Raw genomic sequence first — 23,552 nt, 5'->3', positions numbered from 1 at the left:
GTTGGCAGTATTGCTGATGTCTACCAGTTTATCCGCTAAGCCCCTCTTACCCGAAACAAATCAAGATCTAGAAACCATCATCGATGCGATGAGTATTGAGGAGAAAGTGGGTCAGCTCCTGTTGATCGGCTTTTCTGGCAAACAAGTAACACCTCATATCAGACGCTGGGTCGGCGAGCGCAAAGTTGGCGGTGTTGCGATTTTTGCTCGTAATATTGAATCCACTGAACAGATAGCCCGCTTTACCCGCGGCATTCAGTCTCTTACCAGCCGCTCCGTTCCAGCTTTTATCTCTTTGGATCAAGAAGGTGGTAACGTTATTCGCCTCAAGGACGGTGCCACGGTTTTACCCGGCAATATGGCTTTAGGTGCTACCCGCTCGACTGCATTATCCTACGTGGCTGGCCAAGCACTTGGAACAGACTTGAGGCGGCTCGGATTCAATATGAACCTTGCCCCTGTTTTGGATGTAAACTCAAACCCACGTAACCCGGTGATTGGCATTCGCTCGTACGGAGAGAAACCTGAACTCGTAGGAGCTTTGGGGACCTGGTTTGTAAGAGGCCAACAAGAAGCAGGTGTAACCGGTGTTGCGAAGCACTTTCCGGGCCATGGTGATACTCAATCTGATTCCCATTTTGCAATGCCATCGATTCCAACCAATATCGAGCGGTTACGAAATCTCGAGCTGGTACCATTTGAACGCGCTATTGCGGCGGGGCTTGATGCCGTTATGACAGCTCACATCGCTTTGCCCAAAGTAGCCGAAGAACCCAATTTACCCGCAACGCTTTCTTATAAGATTCTCACTGAAGAGCTGCGAGAGCGGATGGGTTTTGAAGGGATTGTGATTACCGATGGTCTGGAAATGCAGGGTATCGTTGAGCAATATGGAGCTGGAACCGCGGCAGTTCGAGCGATCTTGGCCGGTGCGGATATGGCCATGATCTTATGGACAAACAGTAAAAAAGAAGAGGTCTATAGGGCGCTCATTCAGGCAGTAAAGCGTGGAACCATCACCATGGACCGTCTGGACCAATCAGTACGTAGAATTTTGCGAGTGAAGTTAAAGCGCGAACTTTTCAAGCGTGACCTTCCCTCACTGCGCTCGGTGCTACGAGATGGCAACCGAAATAAAGTTCACCGACGCGTGGCAGAGCGCATTGCCACCGAATCGATTACGCTGGTCCGAAATCATGGCGACGTGTTGCCATTGCGGTCCGTACGTTACCGGAAAGTTGTGGTGATGAGCCCCTCAGGTGAGTTTGCCAATACCATGGCAAAGCCAAAGTTCACGAAGGTCTTTCGTGTGCCGTATCGTCCAAGCCGAGCTCGGCGCAGCGCAGAGGTTAAGCGAATGGTTCGTGAAGGCAAAAATGCGGATGCTTTGGTCATGGTTGCGGTCAATCGATACCACATAACAATGATCAAAGAGGTCACGCGGCAGCTTCCTCACGTACCCGTGACGGTTGTGAGTTTTGCATCGCCTTATTATCTGGAGAGTATGCCCGACGTAGATGGTTACGTTTGTACCTACAGCTACCAAAAAGCAGCTCAGCGAGCCGCCGCCAAAGCAATTCTCGGCAAATCTGCAATGACGGGTCGATTGCCGGTTACGATTCCTGGATTTTATGAATATGGCCACCGAGCCAATCACCCCATGACTTTAAGTCGTCAGTTCCCACAATTAAGTCTTCATGAGGCCGCACTTCTTCGATAGGTTCCGGTCATCTTTTGAGAGCTGGAATATGATACGCGCCATCGACAAATATCTATTTAAGGAAATAACCATTCCGCTTTTTGTAGGTTTGGGGCTTTTCTTTATCATTGTCGCATTTGGGCAGCTGATGAAGATTTCCGACTCCGTGACTGGAATCGGTATTACCGGCAGTGAATTATTAGAAGCGTTGGCTTATTCAATTCCACCAATGTTGGGCATCTTGATTCCGGTAAGTATGCTCTTTGCAACCTTGTTTGCTGTTGGTCGCATGGCGACAGATTCTGAGATTGTAGCTTGGTGTGCGTCAGGTGGCTCTCCATTTGCCCTTTACCGGATGCCTTTGATGCTTGGTACATTCTTGATGATGGTTTGTATGGTTGCGACCACATTAGGTGAGCCATGGGGCGTAAAAGGTCTTAGAGAGTTGATGGCGCGAAGTGCCCAACGAGCATTGGCACAAGGAACGACGCCAGGGCAATTTACGGAATGGGTCTCTGGCGTCGTGTTTTACGCGGAAGCACGTGATGGAGATAGGCTGCAAAAAGTGTTCTTCACCGACCGGCGTGATAGCGCACAAGCTATCGCTGTTTCTGCAAAAGAGGGTCGAGTGCTTCAAGGTGCCAGTGCGAGTGAGATTCTATTTGAGCTGCAAGATGGCAACATTTGGATTCAAGACCAAGCGGCTGGACGACAAAGAATGCTTAAGTTCGGTGAGACCGTTTATCGCCTGAACGTCGGCAATTTGGTTGGTAACAAAGCACGAACACTCCAAGCCGTTCAGGGTAAGACTCTGGGGGAACTTCAGGCGGTCATCGAAGACCCGGCTCAAAAAAAGAAGCATGCTCTTCACAGTATCATTTTGCATCGTAAGTTTGCGTTACCAATCGCTACGATTATTTTTGCTTTGTTGGCGGTGCCCCTTGGGTGTCGACGAGAGCCAGGCGCAAGAGCGAGAAGCTTTTTGGTGAGTGCATTGATTGTGGGAGGATATTATTACATCGGCCGCGCAGCAGAGCTTCAGGCTCGGCATGCAGATTTCCCGGTTCTTTTAGCGCCATGGCTTGCCAACCTCATGGGGCTCGGTGCGCTGATTGTATTCTCTTGGCGTTTTCGGAGTAAAGCCACATGAGAATCAGCGTCTACATCGCAAAGCTTTATGCTCAGTGCGTTTTGATGTGCATCCTTGTGCTTGTGACTTTGGTTTTGTGCGCGACCTTGATGGAAAGCGCGGGCAACCTTTCCGGTATGGCCAATGGTTTATGGATTGCGGTTCAGCTCTCAGCCCTTGGCAGCATTGAGTATGCTTACCAGGTCTTACCGGTGGCGGGGTTACTTGGGGCACTGATTACTGGAACAATTTTATCACGACGCGGAGAGCTCTTGGCTCTACAGGCCAGTGGCATGAGTGTCTGGAGGCAGGCAGTACCCTTTGTTCTGGTTGCCACGCTCTTTTCCGCCGGTGGACTTTGGGTAGGCGAGGTGGCCTTGCCAATTGCTCAAGCAGAAATTGATAGTTTACGGCTTTCTCAAATGCGTCGCAGCAGCGCGCTGAACCGATACTTTACGCGTAAGCTGCAATGGTTTCATCAGGGCAACTGGATGATGTACCTGCCTGTTTCCGGCCGAACGGCAGAGTCGTTTCGGGAGCCGATTCTTTACCGGATTGAAAATGGGTTGGTAGCGGAAGTGCTGCATGGGCATTATTTGCGTTACGAAAACCATCGCTGGTTTCTAGAGGATGTTGAGCGATTTTTGCCAAGCAGTGGTAGCTCGGAAAAGATGGAACGAACCGAAATCGCCCTTTCTTTATCAGCTCAAGATCTCTTGGAAGTGGCGGGTAATCCGCGTCATATGCAGTCGAGCGAGATTCAGCGTTTGATTGAGCGAAGACAAGTATCAGGGGCAGAGACAACCGCCCATGCTCTAGAGTGGCATGGCCGCAAAGCCTACCCAATGGGGGTGTTGTGGATGTGTTTACTGGCACTTCCGTGGGCACTCAAGCCTGGACGAGGCCGGTCTATGGCCATGAATATTGGCGCCGGTGTCGTGGCCATTGGAGTTTTACTGAGTGTTACCCATATTTTTAGAATGCTCTCGCTGGGGCATTCTGTAGCACCCTGGCTAGGGGCGTGGGGCATGGGAATTTTAAGTTTCCCATGTTTACCCCTGAGTGCTTGGCTGGCTAGAGATTAAGCGTTGTCAATCTCGTGCATTTTTAGAATCAAATCGACGCAGCGGTTCGAGTATCCCCACTCATTGTCATACCAAGACATAACACGCGCATATCCATCAGCTCTTGCTTGAGTAAGCAGGCTGTCAAAGATGGAAGAGTGCGGGTTACCGATGATGTCACTGGAAACGACTGGAACCGTTGAGTACTCAAGAACTCCTTCTAGAGACCCATGAGCGGCGCTGCGAAGTGCTTCGTTGATTTCATCTCGGCTTGGCTTTTTGTTGAGTTTCACGGTGAGGTCAACAATAGAACCATCTGGAATCGGGACCCGTGCAGCCATTCCATCAAGCTTGCCTGCAAGTTCAGGTAGAACTTTACCGACGGCAATTGCTGCGCCTGTTGTAGTCGGGATGATATTCTCTGCAGCTGCGCGGCTACGACGAAAATCTGCGTGCGGGACATCCGCAAGGCGTTGATCATTCGTATAGGCGTGCACGGTGGTCATTAACCCAGACTCGACGCCAAACGTGTCGTTCAGCACATGAGCCACCGGTGCTAAACAGTTGGTGGTGCATGATGCATTCGAAATGATTCGATGCTCTTTTTTCAAGATATGGTCGTTAACCTTGTAGACAACCATGGCATCGATTTCATCTTTAGGTGGCACAGTGAGTAGAACTCTTTTGGCTCCCGCATCGAGATGTTTCTCAAGTTGTTTGCGTTGCCTGAACACGCCTGTTGATTCAACGACGACATCAACCCCGAGCTCTCCCCATTTAGCTTTAGCCGGGTCTCGCTCTTTGGTCATCAGTATTTTTTGGGCACCAACATGAAGGTACTCTTCATCATATGTGACATCTTTTTCAAAGGTGCCCATGATGGTGTCGTATTTCAGAAGGTAAGCCAGCGCTTCATTATGAAAAAGGTCGTTGATGGCAACGACTTCCATGTCGTCGCGTCTGGAAAGAATACGGAAAACACTTCGACCGATTCTGCCAAATCCATTGATCGCGATTTTGATTGTCATTTTAAAGCTCCTGACGCCGCGAGGTGTTCGATCAAGTCAACTGCTTGGTGACAGTAACCCCATCCATTATCAAACCAGCTGATTGTCTTGAGAAGGTTGTCACCGAGCACTTGTGTCCCTTTAGAATCAAAGGTGCACGAATATGGGCTGGTGATTACATCAGAAGATACGATGGGATCAGTGGTGTATTCGATGAGGTCAGGGTAGATATCCACCGCTGCAGTTCGAACAACTTCGTTGATACTTTCAACGGTGACTTTTTTGGTGGTGTACACCGTCATGTCAACGAGAGAGCCATTGGGCACGGGTACATTCAGTGCGAGTGCATCAATCTTGTTCGCAAGGTTCGGAAAGAGTTGTTCTAAAATAGGACCAGCAACTGTTTCTACTGGGATGATATTTTCACCCGCAGCTCTTGAGCTTCGTAAATTATCTGCAGGAACATCCGCCAAGCTTTGAGCATTGGTGTAGGCATGAATGGTGGTCATGCAAAGACGTTCTATCCCAAAGGCTTTATCCAAGATTCCAACAATGGGAGCAGCGCAGTGAGTGGTTATCGATGAGTTGTAAATCAATTGGTCATCGGGCTTGAGGCTACTTTGGTTGATTCCCATGACGATGGTGCTGTCGGGCTCATCTTCAGGCATGGTGCAAAGCACTACCTTCTTCGCACCTTGCTCGATGTGCTTCATGAGATCGGTGCGAGAGCGAGGCCGGGCAGTTGCATCAATGACAACGTCGACGTCGTATTCTGCCCAGTTAACATCACCAGGATCACGGGCACTTAACATTTTGATCTGTGTGCCCAGGGTGTAGAGGTGACCGTCTTTTATGCTAAGCTCGTAAGGAAAGCGTCCTAAAATTGTGTCGTAGCGTAGCAGATATTCAAGTCCATCATGGTTTGCGATATCGCTGATAACGGCTATCTCGATGTCTTCTCGGTCGAGCAGAATTCGAAAAAGATTTCTCCCGATTCGCCCAAATCCCATCAATCCCACTCGGATGGTCATGGCTTCTCCCATTTTCTTTTTTTACTGTTAAAACGAAGATTTTATTCTACTTTAAAGTCGACGATTGTCCAGCTTTAATATCGGTCTTGGCGGCAAGCTTTAGGTGACACGAATTAAGGTAAGGCTTCACGGAGTTTCGGGTGCGATGACCGGGGTGGGTATACTTTGGTTAGCTGGAATTGCTTGGGGCGGGGCTGGAAGTTCCGCTATTGGCATCGGGAATTCTTGTTTTAGGAAATTCACGAACGCATCCAACAAAAGAATAGGTTCAATCGTGATGGATGCTTGGGGGATGTTTGCAAGAATGGTGGCCAGACCTTGCCCACCTGTTGCAAGAAAGTCATTGGTGGCTACTTTATAGACTCGAGAGATTTCAACGGGTGTACCACTGGGGTGCAATAAGCTTAATGTGTTGGTCTCATCCATTAAGACTCGCAAACCCGCGATGTGCGGTGGTTTACCGTGTTGACGTTTGGCGATGTGTAGCACCATGGCATAAAGCTGGGCTCCTGTGAGCTGCATGGAAGTCACTTGATTCCCAAAAGGTAGAACGCGGTACGCTTCTCCGTAGTTGGTCGTACCGGCTGGTAAGTCAGCACGGACACCACCTCGATTTTGAATTCCAACATCTGCGTTTACAGATCGGCGAATCGCTTCAGCGACCGCATCACCTAACAAGATTCCCGAGGTCGCCTTCCTTAAGAAAGCTTTGGGCAGCTCGGCGCCGATAAGTGCAGAGCGTGTGAGGCTTACTTCATCGATAAAAGGTTGAACGGCTTGTTGTACTGCGGGGTCAATTGAGACGGCTTGCCCTTGATACTGGGCGGGCTTGGTTTCAGTCGGTTCGTCACGCATGGTGCAGCTGCCATCGCTCCAAGTTGTGAGGCAGGTGTCTACGGCAGGAGCAATTTTGCTCTTTAACCGGTCCAGCTTACCTGCAGAATCAAGGCAAGCTTTGACCCAGGTGAATTTACGTCCGCGGTGAGCGGCTTCGATGGTTGCGGTTGAGCCAATCCAGTGACCCACGACAGCATGGGTATGACCACCCACTGCTACATCGACAAGTCCCGAAGGCAGAGATTGAAGCAGAGAGAAAAGTTCGCCTCGCCCATCGCAGCTACTGAGGTCTTTAGGATCTGTGGTGTCGGGGCAAGCATCGCCCATGTGAGAGACCAGGATTACAAGTTGGGCTCCGTTGTCTCGTAACCGGTTGGCCTCGCGGATGAGAATAGGCTGGGGGTTGAGAAATTGTAGCGTAGCGACATTTTGGGGACGGGTGGTCAGCGGCGTACTCGGCGTGGCCAGTCCGATGATGCCCACTTGGATGCCGCTTACATCAATCATAGTCGAAGGCATTGTATTCACCCATGTGATGGGCGTCTTGGAGGCGCGTTGGCTGATGTTGGCTGCAAGAAACGGAAAATTAGCTTCTGTGATGCGTTTTTTAACTACGCCGAGTCTGTCTGGATCACCGGGCAGTAGAGGACCAAAATCAAACTCGTGGTTTCCAATTGCGGCTGCGGTAAAACCGAGAGCATTCAGGGCTTTGACCATCACGCCACCCTTGGACACGTTGGCGGTTAGAGTGCCGTGCAAGAGGTCTCCTCCATCGAGGAGGATAAGCTTATCTCCAAACTCTTTTCTGAGGATGTTGATGTAGCCGCTTACTGCAAGCAAACCGCCTCGTTCTACTTTTTGATTACCGACTTCGATGATTTGCGGCTCAACGGCTCCGTGCAAATCGTTGGTTCCGACGACAGCAATGCAGGTTTGCTCGGAGGGCTCCGTTTTAGGTGGAGTCTCTGAGAGCGTTTCAGAGGTGGCGTTTGCATGGCTAAAACTTAATAAGGCCAATAACGGCAACGCGGTCTGGAAAAACTGCCAGATAGGGTCACGTGAGAAGTTCATCCGGCCGATTTTTACACTACCTTTTTGGTGAATCAAGCTTCCTGCTGATGCTTTCTATCGGCGGGTTCTAGAAAGCTGGTACCGAAACACCGCTGGCCCAAGGTGGGAGATTGGCGGGGTGAATTGTTGGGGGGATTGGGACTTCAGGGCGGTAACACCATGAAGGCCCAAATAGACCGACCGCGGCTTTGAAATGACTTAACGAGTCACAAATTCATAACACAGCGCATATTGTTGAAAGGCATAAGTCTGAAGGCAGCTCAACGCACGGTTTTGTCCAACTGGTTGATTACGTGTGTAGCAAAATGCAAAAGATCGCGATGTTAAAGTTCTTGCAAGAACTAAGCGATCCTTATTTGCAAAATGTCTAAGCGACTGGAATGATTCATTAAACCACATCGATAGGGGAAGTGGTTTGACGACATACATGGTCTTAATGAAATTCGTTTTGACAGGTTGGATTTAGGGGGCTAAACTCCAACCAGCTGTTTTTATTAATTATTTTCATTTTGATAACTATGGTTATTTTGGGGAAATTTGAGGGGTAATAAACATGGATTGGAATCAGTTTGATCCGGAGGGCGCGATTCGTCAGCGCTATCTGGATATCGATGAACTCACCGACGAAGCACGAGACAAAATCGGCTTGATCGGATGGTCCTGGGACGAGTTCCTAGGGATGTATGATATTTCGTGGATCTACCACGAAAACGGTTTGGAAGGCGTCGTTCTTGCCTATCCAGAGATTAGAAGTGCCGTAGATAATAAAGTTGTGAGTGATGTAAGTCTTTTGCCTACTTATCGAGATGTTAAGGGCCAGAAGAGTTGCATTGATATGGTGAGAGAGAAGTCGTTGACCAAAAGGGGTACGGTCACCATTAAGTTCTTGAAGAGCCTTCACGGTATTTTGATCAACAATCCGGAAATGACGGGCGTGTACCGAAAGGACATCCCAATTCACCGGACGTATTTTCACGAGATTGCTCAGCCTACGGAAATTGAACAACGCTTGACCAAGGTATTGGACTATATCAACGGAAAACGCGATCGGGATGTGCATCCTATCGAGTTTGCCGCCAATGCTCACCACCGGTTCATGCGTGTGTTTCCATTTTCAAAGCACAGCGGCATGATTGGACGTTTGATGCTGAATTATTGCCTGACGCGTTCGGGCTATATTCCAGCGGTTATTCACGCAACGGATCGTCAGCGCTATTATGAAGCGTTGCGCGGTGAAGAGCGCGGATACAGAGAGTTTCTCTGTGAGACCATGGAAAATGGGTTGGAAAACACCATCCGATTTCTCCGATCTCACGAAAAGATTGCCGCTCGCGGTTGATCTTTGAATGAATCTTTTGGTGAGCCCCTTGTGGGCTTGCCAAAAGATTCCTACCTTACCTGTTAGAAGTTGTTCAGTATTTTCTGGGCAGCGGTCCCGATTTCATAATTCATTTTTGAGCGTTGCGGATATAATATCCGTATGCTACGGCCCATAGGCCAGCGGGTTATTCCGCCGCCGGCGTCCGTGATGACCGATTCGAGCCAGTAGATCTGACCCCAAGCAGGAGGCTATTTATAAAGATGTCGTCCCAATCAGTATTAGCCATGGATTCAACTTCAAGCCCTCGCGTAGGCACTAAGGTTTCTGCGGGTAACACCACCGTGGAACTCTACTCGACAGCCAAGCTACCAACCCGGCATGGCGACTTCTCAGTTTATGTTTTTCGAAACAATATCGACGACTTAGAGCATGTTGCTCTGGTTCGCGGCGACAATCTCTCGAAAGCCGAAAACGTACCTGTTCGGGTTCACTCTGAATGCCTAACCGGCGATGTACTCGGCTCACTGCGCTGCGATTGCCGCGACCAGCTCGAGGTTGCCTTGGACCTTTTGGGTTCTGAGGACAAAGGAATTCTTGTTTATATGAGACAAGAAGGACGCGGCATCGGACTCGGAAACAAAATCAAAGCCTATGCACTTCAGCAGCAAGAGGGCCTCGATACCGTCGATGCAAACAAGCATCTGGGTTTTGACGACGATCTTCGCGATTACACTGTATCGGGCTTGATTATCAAGTTTTTCGAACTGAACTCGATTATCCTGGCGACGAATAACCCCTTAAAAGTCAAGGGTTTAGAAAATGTCGGCGTCAAGGTGGCCAAACGATTGCCGGTTATTACGCAGCTTAACCCACACAATGTGGATTATCTACGCACCAAAGCCCGCAAGTCGGGTCACCTTTTACCTCTCTCTTAGAATCAGCAAAGCCTCATGAACGCCACCGGTATCTATCTGGATTGGAATGCCGATGCTCCGGTTAGCGAGCATGCATGGCAGGCCTACGTCGAGGCATCCCAGCATTTTGGTAATCCTTCCTCAGCTCACGGGCCCGGTCGAGCGGCGCGAGCAGTTCTTGAAAATGCGAGAACCGCGGTAGGCCATGCTTTTGGTATGCCTGCGGATTCTGTGATTTTTACCAGCGGCGGTACCGAGTCCGATGCGCTGGCACTTTTGGGCTTTCTAGAAGAGGCCAAGCAAGGCTCAGTGGTCGTTGCCGGCATTGAACACCCCGCGGTAATTAAAAACCTTGAGGAGCTTTGCGAGCGAAACGGCCTTCAGTTGATTCACGCGGAAGTGGGCGCATCAGGCATCATCGACGTTGACCAGGTTGAGAGTGCGATGAGCAGCGATACGCTTTTAGTTTCGGTGATGATGGCGAGCAACGAAACAGGCATCATTCAACCCATCCAAGAAATAGCGGCAATTTGCCGAGCCCGCGGTGTGGTGATGCATACGGATGCCGTTCAGGCAGTGGGGAGAATGCCAGTCTCGATGCCAGAGCTTGGTGTGCACATGATGACCATCTCAGGTCATAAATTTGGTGCCTTAAGTGGTACAGGCGCTCTTCTGGTCGAGGACGGTATTGTACTCAAGCCGCAGCTAACCGGCGGAGGTCAGGAGCAAGGTCTACGCGGCGGTACTGAGAATGTTGCAGGTGCGGCCTGTATGGCGGCAGCGTTAGAGATGCTTCCATCTCAGCAAGTGCTGGATACCTGCGAGCAAAAACGAGAACGGTTCGAAGCAGCGATTCTTAAAAGCTGCGCTGACGTGGTTGTCTTGGGGGCAGAGCAGCCGAGGCTGGTCAACACATCGTGTATTCGATTTAAGGGGTGTCCGGGGGATGCAATTTTGATGGCTTTAGACATCGAAGGCATTTTCGTGAGTACAGGAAGCGCGTGCTCTTCGGGTTCCGTTTTGCCATCTCCCGCATTGCTTGCCATGGGCATCGATGAAGAAGCCGCTCGTGAATGCGTCCGGTTCTCATTTCCCCCTGAGCTTGAAGACGTTGAGTTTGAGACCGCCTTGGAAAAAGTGATTACGGTCGTAGAGCGAATGCGCACTTTCGGTAAACTCTGACATAGATGTCAGAGCGACTTAGCTTTCTCGGCCTTGCTGGCCCTAATTCCTTAATGTCTTCCGTACCTAAACCCTTGGCATACATTGTGCTCCGTTCCTCTTCTAAACTGGAGTAGGGAGTAAGCAATGAGTCGCCGTGCTGATATATTGATGGGAATGGCTCTTTTGGGAATGATGGCTGCAGCATTTTGGATTTAGAATGCTTTGGGGCGGTTTTAATTCGTATGCTTGAGTTGTGCCTGCTTTTTGGATGATGCAGTGACCTTGGAGAGTGCCTCGCCGATAGCATCTTGCATTTTCCAAATGGGTTGAATGCCTTGTTGAAAATGATTCACCAACACGGAGAACGCTAAAAGCTCCCCAGATTGAGTTGTAACATAGCCCGAAAGGGCACTGGCAATACTCAGCGTTCCGGTTTTGGCTCTTAGAACGAGGTTCGCACTTCCCTCTTGCATTCGGCTTTGCAAAGTACCAACACCGCCAGCTACGGCCATTGAGTTTAAAAATTCAATCTCGTGTTTGGGCTCTCGCGCCATAAAGCAAAGAAGTTCCGTGACATGCTTACTGGTCACTCGATTAACGTCGTGAAGGCCGCTGGCATTTTTAATCACGGGTAGAGGAGCTGACACCTTTACTCGCTCTTTGAGAAATTTTTGAATCGCCTCTTCACCTTTGTCCCAGCTACCAGGTGCACCTGATACTTCCGCGCCCAGCGCTCTGGCGAGTTGACCGGCCATAAAGTTGTTTGAGTATTTGTTTACCTTCTCCATAAGATCTGCAAGTCGCGGGGATGTCATTGAAACCATCGGCTCAGGCAGCGCTGCTTGCTCTGCGCCGTCGGGGGTCGCTGAACTTTGAGGTGTGGCTGGTGGAGCAGGGTTAAGCTGACCGAGGAGAACATCTCCTTGAACTTTGATTCCGATGCTGCTGAGCATGGCTTTAAAGACGGAACCGGCATGCAGTCCCGGATGATGGATGCGGCGCCAGTAGCCCCGGGGCTTATCGGTTTGAAGAATATAACCCTCAACCTTCACGACATTCTTACCGTCTTTCTCAACGACCTCTACATTGAGACGCGTGCGTGTCCGCTCACTGGTGGTGACCGTTCCTTCGACGGTGATATTGTCGGAGCTCGGCTCAATAGCGATGCGAGCAGGCTGCCCAGCAACCGTGGGCAGAATGTGAACCAAAACTGCATTAAAGCCCACCGAAAGAGCACCAGCTGGAGCCATATAGGCTGACGACGATGAATCTTGCTCCTGGCCGGCTGCAATGGCGGATCCACCGAAATAGCTTTCGTCGACGATGATGTCTCCATCGATTTGGGTAACTCCCGAATATTTAAGCCGGTTTGCGAAGTACCAAAACCTCTCGGGAACGAGCCACGGATCGCCGTATCCCTTAAGATGAATATTGCCCGCGATGATTCCGGCGCTTGGAGCCGGTCCATAAATTTCAGTTTTAAAACGGTAATCAGGGCCCAGTTCATCGAGCGCTGCGGCAGTGGTAAAGAGCTTGATGGTCGATGCCGGCACCCGAAGTTCGTTTTCATCCTTGGCATAAAGCACTTTTCCATCGCTCACTCTCACAACGTGGAGACTGATTTGAGCGTCGGCAACCTCGGGCTCTTGAAGGAGTGAATCGAGCTCTGACGGTAGATTGTCCATCGTTAGGATAGGCGGCGTAGGGGAAATCCCCTCAGCTTCGGCTTGGGTCGCGATAAGGGCAATCAAGGATAGGATTTGCAGCATGGCAGATGTTACACAATGTTAGGTGTTCAAGCTATCTAATTGCTCTGAGCGCTAAAAAAGTCCCGAAAACCACAATGTGCTGTAATTGTTATTCTTTTTATATGTTTTTGGGGTGGGTTAAGAATGGAAATCAAAAAAAAAGCCGGACTTATTGGCGAACCAACAAGCCCGGCTTGATATCTTTACGGTTTGATCAGCTCAACAGGGATGGGGGGGGGGAGGGATATCCAGGCCCCTGTTGAACCGGCCTAACCGCTTAGACCGACCGTTCGAGTAGATATTAGGGGAGTCTGGATGCAGACGCAAGAACTATTTTGGGGTTTTACCCTACAAAGTGATCCGTTTTGGGGGATTTCCCCCTCGTGGAAGTACTTGTCGCCTACCAGCGACCTCTTCTTTGGGCCTTGGTTGCGCGTCCACCGCCCATTTGGGTCTGCTGGTACTGCTTGGGAGGGTTTTCTAAGTGGAATTGGTACCACTGCTCTTTGTACTGCTTCATTTTGATTTTTTTGCCATTTTGAAGCTGATTGAGCGCGTCTTTGATTTTGGGGTCGTCTTTGGTTTTCTTTAAAGCTTCAATAAAAATACTTTGAGCGGCATCACGTTCACCGATTTGGCAGAGAAGGTAGGCATAGAGGTTCCAGGCCAAGGTTTGCTTTTTCGCTTTCTTTACAACCGTTTGCATCGTTTCACGCATTTGGTCGTGTTTTTTCTTCTTGTAATAGATGACTGCTAGCATCGCGCCGCCCATCCAGTGGCCAAACTGAAGCGACTTCTCTAGGTAGGGCATAGACTTGTTGAACTGCTTTTGCAGAAAGTACATGACGCCAATCTGATTATCGATTTGTGAAGCGACTCCAAACTGAACAGGAGCATGAACCCGAGCGGTTTCCATGGTCTTGATGGCCAGCTCGAATTTGGGCGGCATCGACTGTAAGTAGCTGGCAGCAGTGGTGAAAATCTTCTCAATTTCTTTGAAAGTCTTTCGGGCGAGGACAAAATAAGTCGCCAAAACCACGATAAACGCGGGCACCATCGATTCACCGAAGCGAAGTACGTTGGGAAAGTAAAGAATTGCGAAGGCTAAAAACCCTGCTCCGAAAGCATATAAGAGGTTGCGCATACTAGTGTCTCCAAGCGATTCGACCGGGGAATAGCAGTGCAGCAGTGCCAAGTAAACCATGTGGCCACCTGCTTTGAGGCTAAGTTATGAGCTCTTGGAGTTTGGGCGGAGTGCCCTGGGAACTTCGCTTCAATTAGAGAAGCACGCTGACTTTAAATGGCTCTTCGAGGCCAACATCGTCTGCAAATCGTTTGAGACGTTCGAGCATGGTGAAGTTCACCTCGCTGCCGGATGAGATCAGAGAGACGCCAGCCTTGGAGAGCACGGCTTGCTCGAACAACATACCGGTGCTCAGCTCTGCCAAGGTAACGTAGCGTTCGACCCGCGGCGCTTCTGGTATTTCGAGCTGGGCGATGCAAGCGAGAAGCCTGGGATCGTAAGCATCCGCATCGGCTTGAAGTTGTGCTTCAGCATCTGGCCGGTCGAGACCTTCAAAGAGAAGCTGGTCAAAATCAATGGCAATCCGGAGCATTTGCCCGCCAACCGTGGTGCGATCCTCGAGGCGTATGTCGTGGGTGAGCTCTTCGGTTACGCAATCATCCATCTGTCGAGCAACCATCTCAGCAATGGATTCCATACGAGGAACGCCTTTGAGTAGGTCTCGGGTAAGAGCTGGATGACTTTGGAATAGCTCTAATTCATCGTCCTCTAAAGGGTGTCCACTTCCGACTTTGTTGAGGGTGTCGGGGTGTAAGGTGACACAGCCGAGTTGCGAGAGCATGGCTGCGACTTCAAACTCCCAAACATCGCTTAATTCTAGGTCTTGAGCCATTGCCTCCACGAGCCTTTGGACTCTGCATCCACGGCTAAAAGCAACCGGGTTAATCAGTCCGAGTACCTCGGTGAGAACCTGAACGCTGCCGCGCAAGGTTTCCATGAGAACGTTACGTTGAACCTGCTTTTTCTGGTACTGCCCTACCGCTTCATCAAGAATCTCTTTCAGTTTTTTAACCGGACAAGGTTTGGTTAAATACCGAAAGATTTTACCTTCATTGACCACGGAAATCGCAGCTTCAAGATCAGCGTGGCCTGTTAGCAAAATCCGAATACTATCGGGTGAAACTTGCCGTGCCTGTTTTAGGAATTGGGCACCATCCATGCCAGGCATGCGCATATCCGAGATAATGATGGGAAACGTTTCTTCGTTTTCCATTAAATCAAGCGCTTCTTGACCACTTTTCGCAGTTGTAATTTTAAAGCTCTTGCGCAGGTTACTGGCAATCCCTTCGAGAATGAATTCTTCATCGTCAACGCAAAGAATTCTCGGCTTGGGTTCTTTTTTTCTACGTGATGATGATGAAGTTGTAGCGTCGCTCATAGTGTATCTCTGTTGCTTCGACTTTTTATTCGAGTTGTCCACTCTTCCACTTCGGCGACCAAGCCAAGTGATTTCAAGTAGTCTACATCAAGCTCGACTTCTCTTGATTGTCGATTCAACCACACTTTTCGGCTGGCATAAATGGCTTGCTCAACTTCGAGTGTATTTCCAGCGGGTTGGTGGTGAAGATTATCGCTTAGTTGTGTGAGTTTTTCCGGTAAGCCCCAAAGCTGAAGTAAGAATTGGCTAAGTCCAGCCTCCAGTTGGGAGCCAGGGTTTAAGTCTTCACCCATCTGAACCATGGCCAAGGGACCGAGAGCTATGAGCATCGCCGCTGTTGTGCCGGGGCCGCCTTCCGCTCCTTCACCCAGAAGTACTGCTAGGTGTTGGCTGAAGTGTTGGGCCGTCGCGGTTACATCGTTAAATTGCTGCAATGCATCGGGTTGAGTTGGCAAGGTGACATTGAATATCTCAGGGTGGTGAGCCAAGCGTTTAAGCATCGGCATGCCCAAATAATGAATAGCTTGCCCCACATCGGATACGACTTGTGGCCGCCCGAAAAAAGAAGAACTAACAATTTGGAGAAGGCGCGCGCTCAACCCAATATCTGATGCCACGAGACGTTGAATAGCATCTCCAGACTCCTCCGGGTGTTCGAGCAGTTCTTGCAAGGTGCTTAAGTTCTGCGCGGAGGTCAGCGGCGCGCCTAATCGGTTGGCTGATTGGGCTACCGCCGGGTTGTTTAGGTGCTCGATTCCAGAGACAAGATTTTCGATGATGCGTTGAAGGATGATTGGGTCGCAGGGTTTGCTCATGTATTGATGTGCGACGGGCAAAGCCTGGAGAATTGTTTCCTCTTCACTGTAGCCCGATAGCATGATGCGGGCCGTTCCGGGGTGTGTTTCCCTAACGCGTTTCAAAAGCTCTGCACCTGATAGCCCTGGCATACGCATATCGGTGATGACGATATCAAAGGTCTCGATATCGAGCTTTTCGAGGGCTTCGTCAGCTCCCACTGCAAACGACATGGCCCACTTTTTACGAAAACGACGCAAGAGGTTTTGAAGTCCCTCCAGTATGAGCGGTTCGTCGTCCACAAAAAGAATTTTCATCGAATTCTTACAACTTTCTCGGAGCCATTGAGCCGGCCTCTGCCCCTATAATATACCCTTGAGAAGAGTCTGACGCCAAAACTATTACTTAGAGGTCAAAAGTGCTGCCGATTACACAAATGAGTTCGAGTGTGGCCAAGGGAATCCGGGCCGTTTTCAGTGATATCGACGATACGATGACGACGGATGGTAAGGTGACCGCGCGCGCTTACGATGCGATGTGGCGACTGAAAGAAGCCGGTATCGAATTTGTGCCGGTCACGGGTCGGCCTGCTGGATGGTGTGACTGCATTGCCCGTCAGTGGCCAGTGAGTGGTGTTATTGGCGAAAATGGAGCTTTGGCGTTTTATGAAGAAGACGGAGCGCTCCACCGGATCTACCACCCCGATTCGGCGCAAGATGCGCAATCGCGTTTGAAGCCAATTCGTGAAGCTGTTTTGAAAGAAGTCGAGGGAAGCCGGGTATCCAAGGATCAGTTCGGGCGACTTTTTGATTTGGCGATAGACTTTTGTGAAGAGCCTCCAGATCTGGGTTTGGATGCTGCCCGAGAAATTCAGACAATTTTTGAGAGGTTTGGAGCGGTCGCCAAAATCTCTTCTATTCACGTAAATGGCTGGTTTGGCCAGTATGACAAGCTGCAAATGGTTCGACATTTTGCAAACGCGAGGTGGAATCAGAGTATCGATGAGGCACCCGGTGCGTATTTATTTTGTGGTGATTCGCCAAACGATGAACCGATGTTCGAGTTTTTTGAAAATGCATGTGGAGTGGCCAACTTAAACAATTTTACTTCTCAGATGGAATACCTCCCAAAATTTGTGAGTGCTGCGCCCGGAGGCGAGGGCTTTGCACAAATCATTGAGACCTTTCTAACGTTGCGCCAGGGCGATTAAGCTCTGTCGCATTATGGTATATTTCAAGGTGTGAAGCTTTGGGCTAACGCCGCTGAGTACAACCAAGTTCAGACAAGTGCACGATTAAACAATTTGGTTTATCGAAGTCGCATTATTCTTTTCAACGATATCATGAGCTTGCATTGCCCAGGGCTGAAGTGTCGGATGGATTGGCGATAGTCGCGGATAGAATCGTAAAGTGCCCAGGCGGCTTATCTAAGCTCACCTGGTAGATGGAGAACGAGAAAACATGGCGGGTCACAGTAAATGGTCAAACATTAAGCGCCGCAAGGGAGCAGTGGATGCAGCTCGCGGCAAGTTGTTTACCAAACTTGTGAAAGAGATTACCACGGCGGCTCGTCTTGGAGGCGCTGACCCGGACGCAAACCCGCGTTTAAGAGTGGCCATTGTTGCAGCCAAAAGTAATTCAATGCCGGCTGAGAATATTACCCGCGGTATCAAAAAAGGAACCGGCGAACTCGAAGGCATGGTCATCGATGAAATCAACTACGAAGGTTATGGCGCGGGCGGCGTTGCTTTCTTTGTTGAAACGCAAACCGATAACCGCAACCGAACCAGTGCGGAGGTTCGTTCAGCGTTCACCAAGAACGTTGGGAGCATGGGGGCGAGCGGCAGCGTCGCTTGGATGTTTCAGAAGTGTGGGCAATTTACTTTTGATGCATCCTCTTTTAGCGAAGAAGAGATGATGGAAGCAGCACTTGAGGCCGGTGCACAAGATGTCAGACTTGAGGGAGACCATTGGGTTGTGGTCAGCGAACCAACAGATTTCACAGATGTACTCGACGCTTTTGATAAAGCCGGACTTCAATACAAGAGTGCCGAATTCACGATGGTTGCCGAAAACACAGTGTGTGTCTCGGGAAAAGAGGTTAAGCAAGTACTGCGCTTACTGGATAAGCTTGAAGATTTAGACGATGTGATGAAAGTACACGCTAATTATGAAATAGATGATGCTGAAATGGAGCAACTTTTCAGTGACTGAATCAGAGGAAGTTTAACGTGCGAGTGTTGGGAATTGATCCGGGAAGCCGCTTCACGGGCTGGGGCATCGTTGATGCTCAAGGCAGCCAAATGCGCCTAATCGCCAGCGGTGTTATCGAGGCCGGCGATGGCGAGTTTGTCTCACGGATGGTGGTCATCGGTGATGCGCTGGATGTGATCATCAAACAACACCAACCAGATGAAGCAGCCGTGGAGGCGATTTTTCACTCCAAGAACAGCCAATCCGCTCTAAAGCTTGGGCATGCCCGAGGTGTGGCACTTCTAAGTATTGGCCGCGCCGGATTAGTGTTGGGAGAATACCCACCCGCCACAGTGAAGCAGTCGGTGGCCGGTCATGGGCGGGCTTCTAAAGAACAGGTGCAAAAAATGGTGCAAATGTTATTAGGACGCCAAGATTTATACCGCGAGGATGAGAGCGATGCTCTTGCAGTAGCACTTTGTCATATTCAAATGGCGGGCAGCTCTACCAGCCGGCTTTTGGCAAGGATGGAACGTGACGGGGTGAGCAAGCCTAAGGCACGGCGAGGAAGAAAGATATGATTTCGAGTTTACGAGGGGTTTTGATTGAGAAACAGGCCGGGGGCGCCGTGATTGAGTGCGCCGGTGTTGGCTATGGTGTGGCAATGCCTATCTCATCGTTGGTTCGCCTTGGCACCGAGGGTGATGAGGTAAAAGTCCTGGTTGAAACCTCTCTCTCACAAGATGCGCTTCGGTTGTTCGGATTTTTAGAACAAGGTGAGCGTGATGTATTTCGAGTACTCGTCAGTATCAGCGGAGTTGGCCCGAAGTTGGCGTTGGCTGTTCTCTCGGTTTTTAGTGCAGAGGAACTCTGCGACATTGTAGCCCGCGAAGACAAACCGCGTTTGGTGAAAATCCCAGGTGTAGGTGGTAAAAAAGCGGACCGGCTCCTTTTGGAACTCAAGGACCGGCTGCCTAAGTTGATGCTCATGCCTCAAGCCAGTGCGGGTGTCATCGAGGTCTCTGTTGGACCCAAAGATGACTTGGTTGATGCGATGCTTGCTTTGGGGTTCAAAGCGGCGATTGCAGAGAAAGCAGCGAACACCGCTTTGGAGCGTTTACCGGATGAAGCGGACATCGCTACTCTGGTTCGCGAGGCACTGCGCGCGGCAACTCCACGAGCTTGAAAGGCTTTTAGCAATTCCTCAGGCGATCGGGCTGCCCATGATCGAGGTTGACAACAACCAGAGGCAGCTGTATCTAAGCCCCGCATTCACTAAAATTTTCCGGCTTTCACCGGTTAGTTGAGTGGGCTGACACAGCCCGCTTTTTTTTTGGCAAAAAGGCATAAAAGCTAGTTAAAACAGACACATGGCAACAGGTATTACACAAATCGTAGAGCAGGCAATTGAGCCTGTTTTAGAAGCTGAAGGCTTCGAACTCGTAATGCTGGAGTATGTGACTGGCCAAAGAATCCTTCGAATTTTCATCGACAGTGAATCAGGGGTAACCCTAGACCACTGTGCAGATGTAAGTCGTTTGGTGAGTGATATTTTGGATGGTGAAGGGTTGAGCGACCGTATTGATGGTAAATTCCGACTGGAAGTGTCATCACCGGGACTTGATCGGCCACTGGCAAAACCGAAGCATTTTCAACGGTTTGTAGGAAGTCAGGTCAAACTGACCACCAATGAGCCTTTTGATGGACGTCGTAAGTTTGCGGGAGAAATTCTCGAAGCTGACGAGCGGGGTATCCGTATTAGCTGTGAAGCTGAAACCTGGACTTTTGGCTACGACCAAATAGACAGGGCGCGATTGGTACCGCAATTTTAACGTGAGATACCCGGAATTCTTGAGGAATACCGGCAACAAAGAGGCCCCACCATGGACGCTGCAAATCTCAACATGGTTATTGACCAAGTCAGCAAAGACAAAGGTATTGACCGTATGGTCCTCGTACGCGCTCTTGAAGAAGCGATTTTAGCTTCTGCCAAGAAAGCTTTTGGCGCTGAGCGAGCTTTGAATGCTGAATTCAACGAAGAAAAAGGTGCTGTTGACCTCACGCAGGCCATCACAGTTGTTGAAACTGTTGAAGACACTTTCAATCAAATTAGCCTCGAAGAATGTGCTGAGCGAGAGATTGAAGTTGAAGCGGGCGATGAAATGGTCTTCCCGATTTTCTATCTTCAGCAAGATGCTGATGAAGCACTCGAGCAAGATGAAGAATACGGCGATATTCTGCAGCTGAAGACTTACCGACGTAGCTTTGGCCGCATCGCAGCTCAAACTGCAAAGCAGGTTATCATTCAGCGCATTCGTGATGCTGAAAGATACTTGATTTTCAGCGAGTACAAAGACCGAAAAGACGAAATGGTTACGGGTATTGTTCGACGCTTTGAGCGCGGCAATATCATTGTTGACCTCGGACGTGCAGAAGCGATTATTCCGATTCGTGAGCAATGCCCACGTGAATCATACCGCACTGGCGACCGTATTCAGGCTTATGTCATTGATGTTCAGGAGCACTCACGCGGACCACAGATCGTTTTGAGCCGTACGTGTCCTCAACTTCTTGCGAAGCTTTTTGAAATTGAAGTTCCTGAAATTCACGAAGGAATTGTTAAAATCGAAAGTGCAGCCCGTGAGCCAGGCTCTCGTGCAAAGATTGCCGTAAGCTCTAACGACCGTGACGTTGACCCTGTTGGCGCATGCGTCGGTATGAAGGGCTCACGCGTCCAAGCAGTTGTTCAAGAGTTGCGCGGTGAGAAAATCGATATTGTTCCTTACTCAGAAGATCCGGCGACATTTGTATGTAACGCACTTCAGCCAGCTGAAGTAAGCCGCGTTTTAATTGATGAAGGCAGCCATACAATGGAAATCATTGTACCGGATGATCAGCTTTCATTGGCAATCGGCCGTAAGGGACAAAACGTACGTTTAGCAAGTCAGCTTGCTGGATGGCGCTTAGATATTCACTCCGAGTCACGTATCTCAGAAATCAAAGACCGCGCATGGGCAAGCCTCAGCAAGGTGAAGAACTGCGGTGAGTTCTTGATTCAGACTCTTTACAACCACGGTATCCGCTCGGCCGAAGAGCTCCTCGAAGCCAACCATGAGTTCCTGGTTCAGTTCCCTGGAATTGAGGCAGATAACGTGGCTGAGATGCTTCAAAGTGCGCGACAGGTTGCTGCTGACGAAGCAGAAGAACTCAAGCGCCTCAAAGAGCAAGCGGATCACGCAGCTCAAGTTTCGGATGCAGCGAAGGCTCTTCAGGGAATCCTGGGTCTCGATAGCATTGCTCGATTGCGTATGGTTCGCGGTGTGGGTGATAACGCCTTCGAAAAACTCAATGTTGCCGGTTTTGACAGCGTCGAGAAAATTGCAGAATGCGATATTGGAGAGCTTGCTGATACGTGTGAAATCACGGAGCAAAAAGCGAAGCAGTTACGCTTTGGTGCAAACCATCTAATAAACGAAGAAAAAGACATTCATAAGCGTGCTGCGCAGTTCGACATCACTGTTGTTGATGATGTTGTTCAGATTCCGGGCATGGAAGAAGAAGAAGAAGAAGAAGTAGTTGAAGAAACGCCAGAAGCTACTGAAGAAGTAGCTGCAGAAGTAGTTGTTGCTGAAGCAGCAGGAACTACAGAAGCGGATGAGTCCGCGGCGGAATTGGCGTGATAAGGGAGTCTACCAGAAGTGGTTATGGCTATGGCAAAAATAGCTCCCTCGCAAGCCGAGGAGAGAAACCAGAATAGCTCGGTTGAAGAAAACACGCGTCAGTGCGTTGTTTGCCGGGCGGATCTGCCAGCCGCTTCTTTTTTAGCACTTGGCCACATTGGTGATCAGCTTGTCTTTGAGCGGATCGGTGGACAACGTGGGGCTTATGTTTGCCCAACCCGTTCTTGTTTAAACAAATTAAATACATCACATCTATCACGCGCGTTCAGACGCAGCGTGAAAACCGATGGACTGGGTGAGCTTGTACAAGCAGCTCATAGTCTTTCAGGTCGCCGCGTGGGTGAAGTCCTAGGACTTTGTCGTCGCCAAGGTGTGGTTAAAGTTGGAGTCGATGCGCTTAAAGGGGATAATCCCCGCGGCGCAGTTCGTATTGTTGCGTCCGATCTTTCCCAAAACAGTGTGAAACAACTTGGTAAGGCCTCCGTATTTGGCACATCTGAGGAGTTAGGGCATCGTTTGGGGATGAAACGGGTCGGCGCGTTGAGTATTTCTCCGGGGCCAATGGCCAACCGGGTGGCTTTTTGGCTTCGTCTCTGGCAGGACACGTTTCCGACGGACAATCCGTCGCAGAGCGATAGTGCAACAGGTGAAGAACAGGCCTGAGCAAGCCATGGGCACAATATGTGTACCGCTTGTTTTGGGTTGAGGTAGCGATGAGTAAGGTTAGAGTACATGAGCTCGCAAAGGAATTCGGGCTTGAGAACAAAGAAGTCATCCAGCGTTTAAACGCCGCGGATATCGCAGCGAAAACGCACTCGAGTTCAGTGGACGTAGACTCTGCACGCAAGGTTCTTGGTGGCGCTGGAGAAGCGAAGCCGAAGAAGAAGAAACGCGCGGGCATGATGATTGTTCGCAAAAAGACTGCTGTTGCTGAAACTCCAGTCGAAGCTACACCGCCAGAACCAGCTGAAGCCCCAGTGGCAGAAGCGCCGGTTGTTGAGGCCGCTGCTCCTGTTGAGGAAGCCGCTGTCGAAGCCGCTGCTCCTGTAGAAGCACCTGTTGTCGAAGCTGCTGCTCCTGTCGAGGCACCTGTTGTCGAAGCTGCTGCTACTCCGGTCGAAGTTCCTGTAGCTGAACCAGTAGCCGCTCCAGTGGAGGCGCCTGTTGAAAAGCCCGCTGAACCAGTAGCCGCGCCGGTAGAGGCCGCTCCTGTCGAAGCAGCTGCCACACCAGCAAAGCCTGCCGAAACTGAAAAGCCAAAAGAAGCTGCAACGCCAGAAGCGTCCGCACCAGCCGCATCTACAGAGGGTGCCGCACCAGCTGCACCTGCGGTGAAGGCTCCTATTAGAGGACCTAAAGGCGGCGCACGTGTTGTACGTATGATCGATAAAGAAAAGCTGATGGAACGATTGCCTGCACGCCGCGGCGGCGGCGGTGG

General features: G+C 50.1%; 21 protein-coding genes. 14 read left to right on the top strand and 7 right to left on the bottom strand.

The window, feature by feature from the left end; genetic code table 11:
• Nucleotides 1-16 precede the first annotated feature (16 nt).
• Genes nagZ through HOK28_05080 form a run of 3 tightly spaced genes read left to right on the top strand, consistent with a single transcriptional unit; the run spans nt 17 to nt 3,913 of the window.
• Nucleotides 17-1,720, top strand: a complete 1,704-nt coding sequence (gene nagZ / locus HOK28_05090) for a beta-N-acetylhexosaminidase (protein MBT6432445.1) — start codon at nt 17-19, stop codon at nt 1,718-1,720.
• A gap of 28 nt (nt 1,721-1,748) precedes the next feature.
• Entirely contained in the window at nt 1,749-2,849 is a 1,101-nt protein-coding gene (locus tag HOK28_05085; protein ID MBT6432444.1) for a YjgP/YjgQ family permease, read from the top strand.
• Nucleotides 2,846-3,913, top strand: a complete 1,068-nt coding sequence (locus HOK28_05080; GenBank protein MBT6432443.1) for an LptF/LptG family permease — start codon at nt 2,846-2,848, stop codon at nt 3,911-3,913. Before HOK28_05085 ends, HOK28_05080 begins: the two co-directional genes overlap by 4 nt.
• Here the strand turns inward: HOK28_05080 and gap are convergent.
• The 3 genes from gap to HOK28_05065 all read right to left on the bottom strand — a co-directional run bounded on the left by gap (nt 3,910) and on the right by HOK28_05065 (nt 7,874).
• Complete coding sequence (gene gap, locus HOK28_05075; GenBank protein MBT6432442.1) at nt 3,910-4,920, bottom strand: type I glyceraldehyde-3-phosphate dehydrogenase; 1,011 nt, start codon at nt 4,918-4,920, stop codon at nt 3,910-3,912. The two genes, HOK28_05080 and gap, sit on opposite strands and share 4 nt — an antisense overlap.
• Nucleotides 4,917-5,930: an aldehyde dehydrogenase gene (locus HOK28_05070; protein MBT6432441.1), complete on the bottom strand. Its 1,014-nt coding sequence runs from the start codon at nt 5,928-5,930 to the stop codon at nt 4,917-4,919. Before HOK28_05070 ends, gap begins: the two co-directional genes overlap by 4 nt.
• 126 nt (nt 5,931-6,056) lie before the next feature.
• Nucleotides 6,057-7,874 (bottom strand): bifunctional metallophosphatase/5'-nucleotidase, encoded by a 1,818-nt coding sequence (locus tag HOK28_05065; GenBank protein MBT6432440.1) that lies wholly within the window; start codon nt 7,872-7,874, stop codon nt 6,057-6,059.
• Nucleotides 7,875-8,391: 517 nt separating this feature from the next.
• Here HOK28_05065 and HOK28_05060 point away from each other — a divergent pair.
• From HOK28_05060 to HOK28_05050, 3 genes are all read left to right on the top strand, one after another.
• Nucleotides 8,392-9,177 carry a Fic family protein gene (locus HOK28_05060; GenBank protein ID MBT6432439.1) on the top strand — a complete coding sequence of 262 codons (786 nt, stop codon included), beginning with the start codon at nt 8,392-8,394 and terminating at the stop codon, nt 9,175-9,177.
• Between the two features lie 266 nt (nt 9,178-9,443).
• The gene (ribA, locus tag HOK28_05055) at nt 9,444-10,094 is read left to right on the top strand and encodes a GTP cyclohydrolase II (protein MBT6432438.1); all 651 of its coding nucleotides are present in this window, start codon (nt 9,444-9,446) and stop codon (nt 10,092-10,094) included.
• Between the two features lie 15 nt (nt 10,095-10,109).
• Nucleotides 10,110-11,255 (top strand): cysteine desulfurase, encoded by a 1,146-nt coding sequence (locus tag HOK28_05050; protein MBT6432437.1) that lies wholly within the window; start codon nt 10,110-10,112, stop codon nt 11,253-11,255.
• A 215-nt stretch (nt 11,256-11,470) separates the two neighbouring features.
• Here HOK28_05050 and dacB read toward each other — a convergent pair whose 3' ends face one another.
• The 4 genes from dacB to HOK28_05030 all read right to left on the bottom strand — a co-directional run bounded on the left by dacB (nt 11,471) and on the right by HOK28_05030 (nt 16,559).
• Nucleotides 11,471-13,006, bottom strand: coding sequence for a D-alanyl-D-alanine carboxypeptidase/D-alanyl-D-alanine-endopeptidase (gene dacB / locus HOK28_05045; protein MBT6432436.1), 1,536 nt, complete (start codon nt 13,004-13,006; stop codon nt 11,471-11,473).
• Nucleotides 13,007-13,385: 379 nt separating this feature from the next.
• Complete coding sequence (locus tag HOK28_05040; protein MBT6432435.1) at nt 13,386-14,129, bottom strand: hypothetical protein; 744 nt, start codon at nt 14,127-14,129, stop codon at nt 13,386-13,388.
• 133 nt (nt 14,130-14,262) lie between these two features.
• On the bottom strand, nt 14,263-15,447 hold the full coding sequence (locus tag HOK28_05035) for a response regulator (protein MBT6432434.1): 1,185 nt from the start codon (nt 15,445-15,447) through the stop codon (nt 14,263-14,265).
• Complete coding sequence (locus HOK28_05030) at nt 15,444-16,559, bottom strand: response regulator (protein ID MBT6432433.1); 1,116 nt, start codon at nt 16,557-16,559, stop codon at nt 15,444-15,446. The genes HOK28_05035 and HOK28_05030 overlap by 4 nt, the downstream gene beginning before the upstream one ends.
• A 101-nt stretch (nt 16,560-16,660) precedes the next feature.
• Between HOK28_05030 and HOK28_05025 the strand changes: the two genes are divergently transcribed.
• From HOK28_05025 to HOK28_04990, 8 genes are all read left to right on the top strand, one after another.
• Nucleotides 16,661-17,452 carry an HAD-IIB family hydrolase gene (locus HOK28_05025; protein ID MBT6432432.1) on the top strand — a complete coding sequence of 264 codons (792 nt, stop codon included), beginning with the start codon at nt 16,661-16,663 and terminating at the stop codon, nt 17,450-17,452.
• A 250-nt stretch (nt 17,453-17,702) separates the two neighbouring features.
• The gene (locus HOK28_05020) at nt 17,703-18,455 is read left to right on the top strand and encodes a YebC/PmpR family DNA-binding transcriptional regulator (GenBank protein ID MBT6432431.1); all 753 of its coding nucleotides are present in this window, start codon (nt 17,703-17,705) and stop codon (nt 18,453-18,455) included.
• A 17-nt stretch (nt 18,456-18,472) separates the two neighbouring features.
• The gene (gene ruvC, locus HOK28_05015) at nt 18,473-19,015 is read left to right on the top strand and encodes a crossover junction endodeoxyribonuclease RuvC (protein ID MBT6432430.1); all 543 of its coding nucleotides are present in this window, start codon (nt 18,473-18,475) and stop codon (nt 19,013-19,015) included.
• Nucleotides 19,012-19,620, top strand: coding sequence for a Holliday junction branch migration protein RuvA (gene ruvA / locus HOK28_05010; protein ID MBT6432429.1), 609 nt, complete (start codon nt 19,012-19,014; stop codon nt 19,618-19,620). Before ruvC ends, ruvA begins: the two co-directional genes overlap by 4 nt.
• A 184-nt stretch (nt 19,621-19,804) precedes the next feature.
• Nucleotides 19,805-20,266, top strand: a complete 462-nt coding sequence (locus HOK28_05005) for a ribosome maturation factor RimP (protein MBT6432428.1) — start codon at nt 19,805-19,807, stop codon at nt 20,264-20,266.
• 51 nt (nt 20,267-20,317) lie between these two features.
• Nucleotides 20,318-22,114 carry a transcription termination/antitermination protein NusA gene (nusA, locus tag HOK28_05000; GenBank protein MBT6432427.1) on the top strand — a complete coding sequence of 599 codons (1,797 nt, stop codon included), beginning with the start codon at nt 20,318-20,320 and terminating at the stop codon, nt 22,112-22,114.
• Nucleotides 22,115-22,138: 24 nt separating this feature from the next.
• Nucleotides 22,139-22,777 (top strand): DUF448 domain-containing protein, encoded by a 639-nt coding sequence (locus HOK28_04995; protein ID MBT6432426.1) that lies wholly within the window; start codon nt 22,139-22,141, stop codon nt 22,775-22,777.
• A 50-nt stretch (nt 22,778-22,827) separates the two neighbouring features.
• A partial coding sequence (locus HOK28_04990) for a hypothetical protein (protein MBT6432425.1) occupies nt 22,828-23,552 on the top strand: 725 nt, incomplete at its 3' end.

Source organism: Deltaproteobacteria bacterium (assembly GCA_018668695.1).
Lineage (GTDB): Bacteria > Myxococcota > XYA12-FULL-58-9 > XYA12-FULL-58-9 > JABJBS01 > JABJBS01.
The sequence above is the reverse complement of the archived record's forward strand: the minus strand, read 5'-3'. Positions and strand labels throughout refer to the sequence as shown.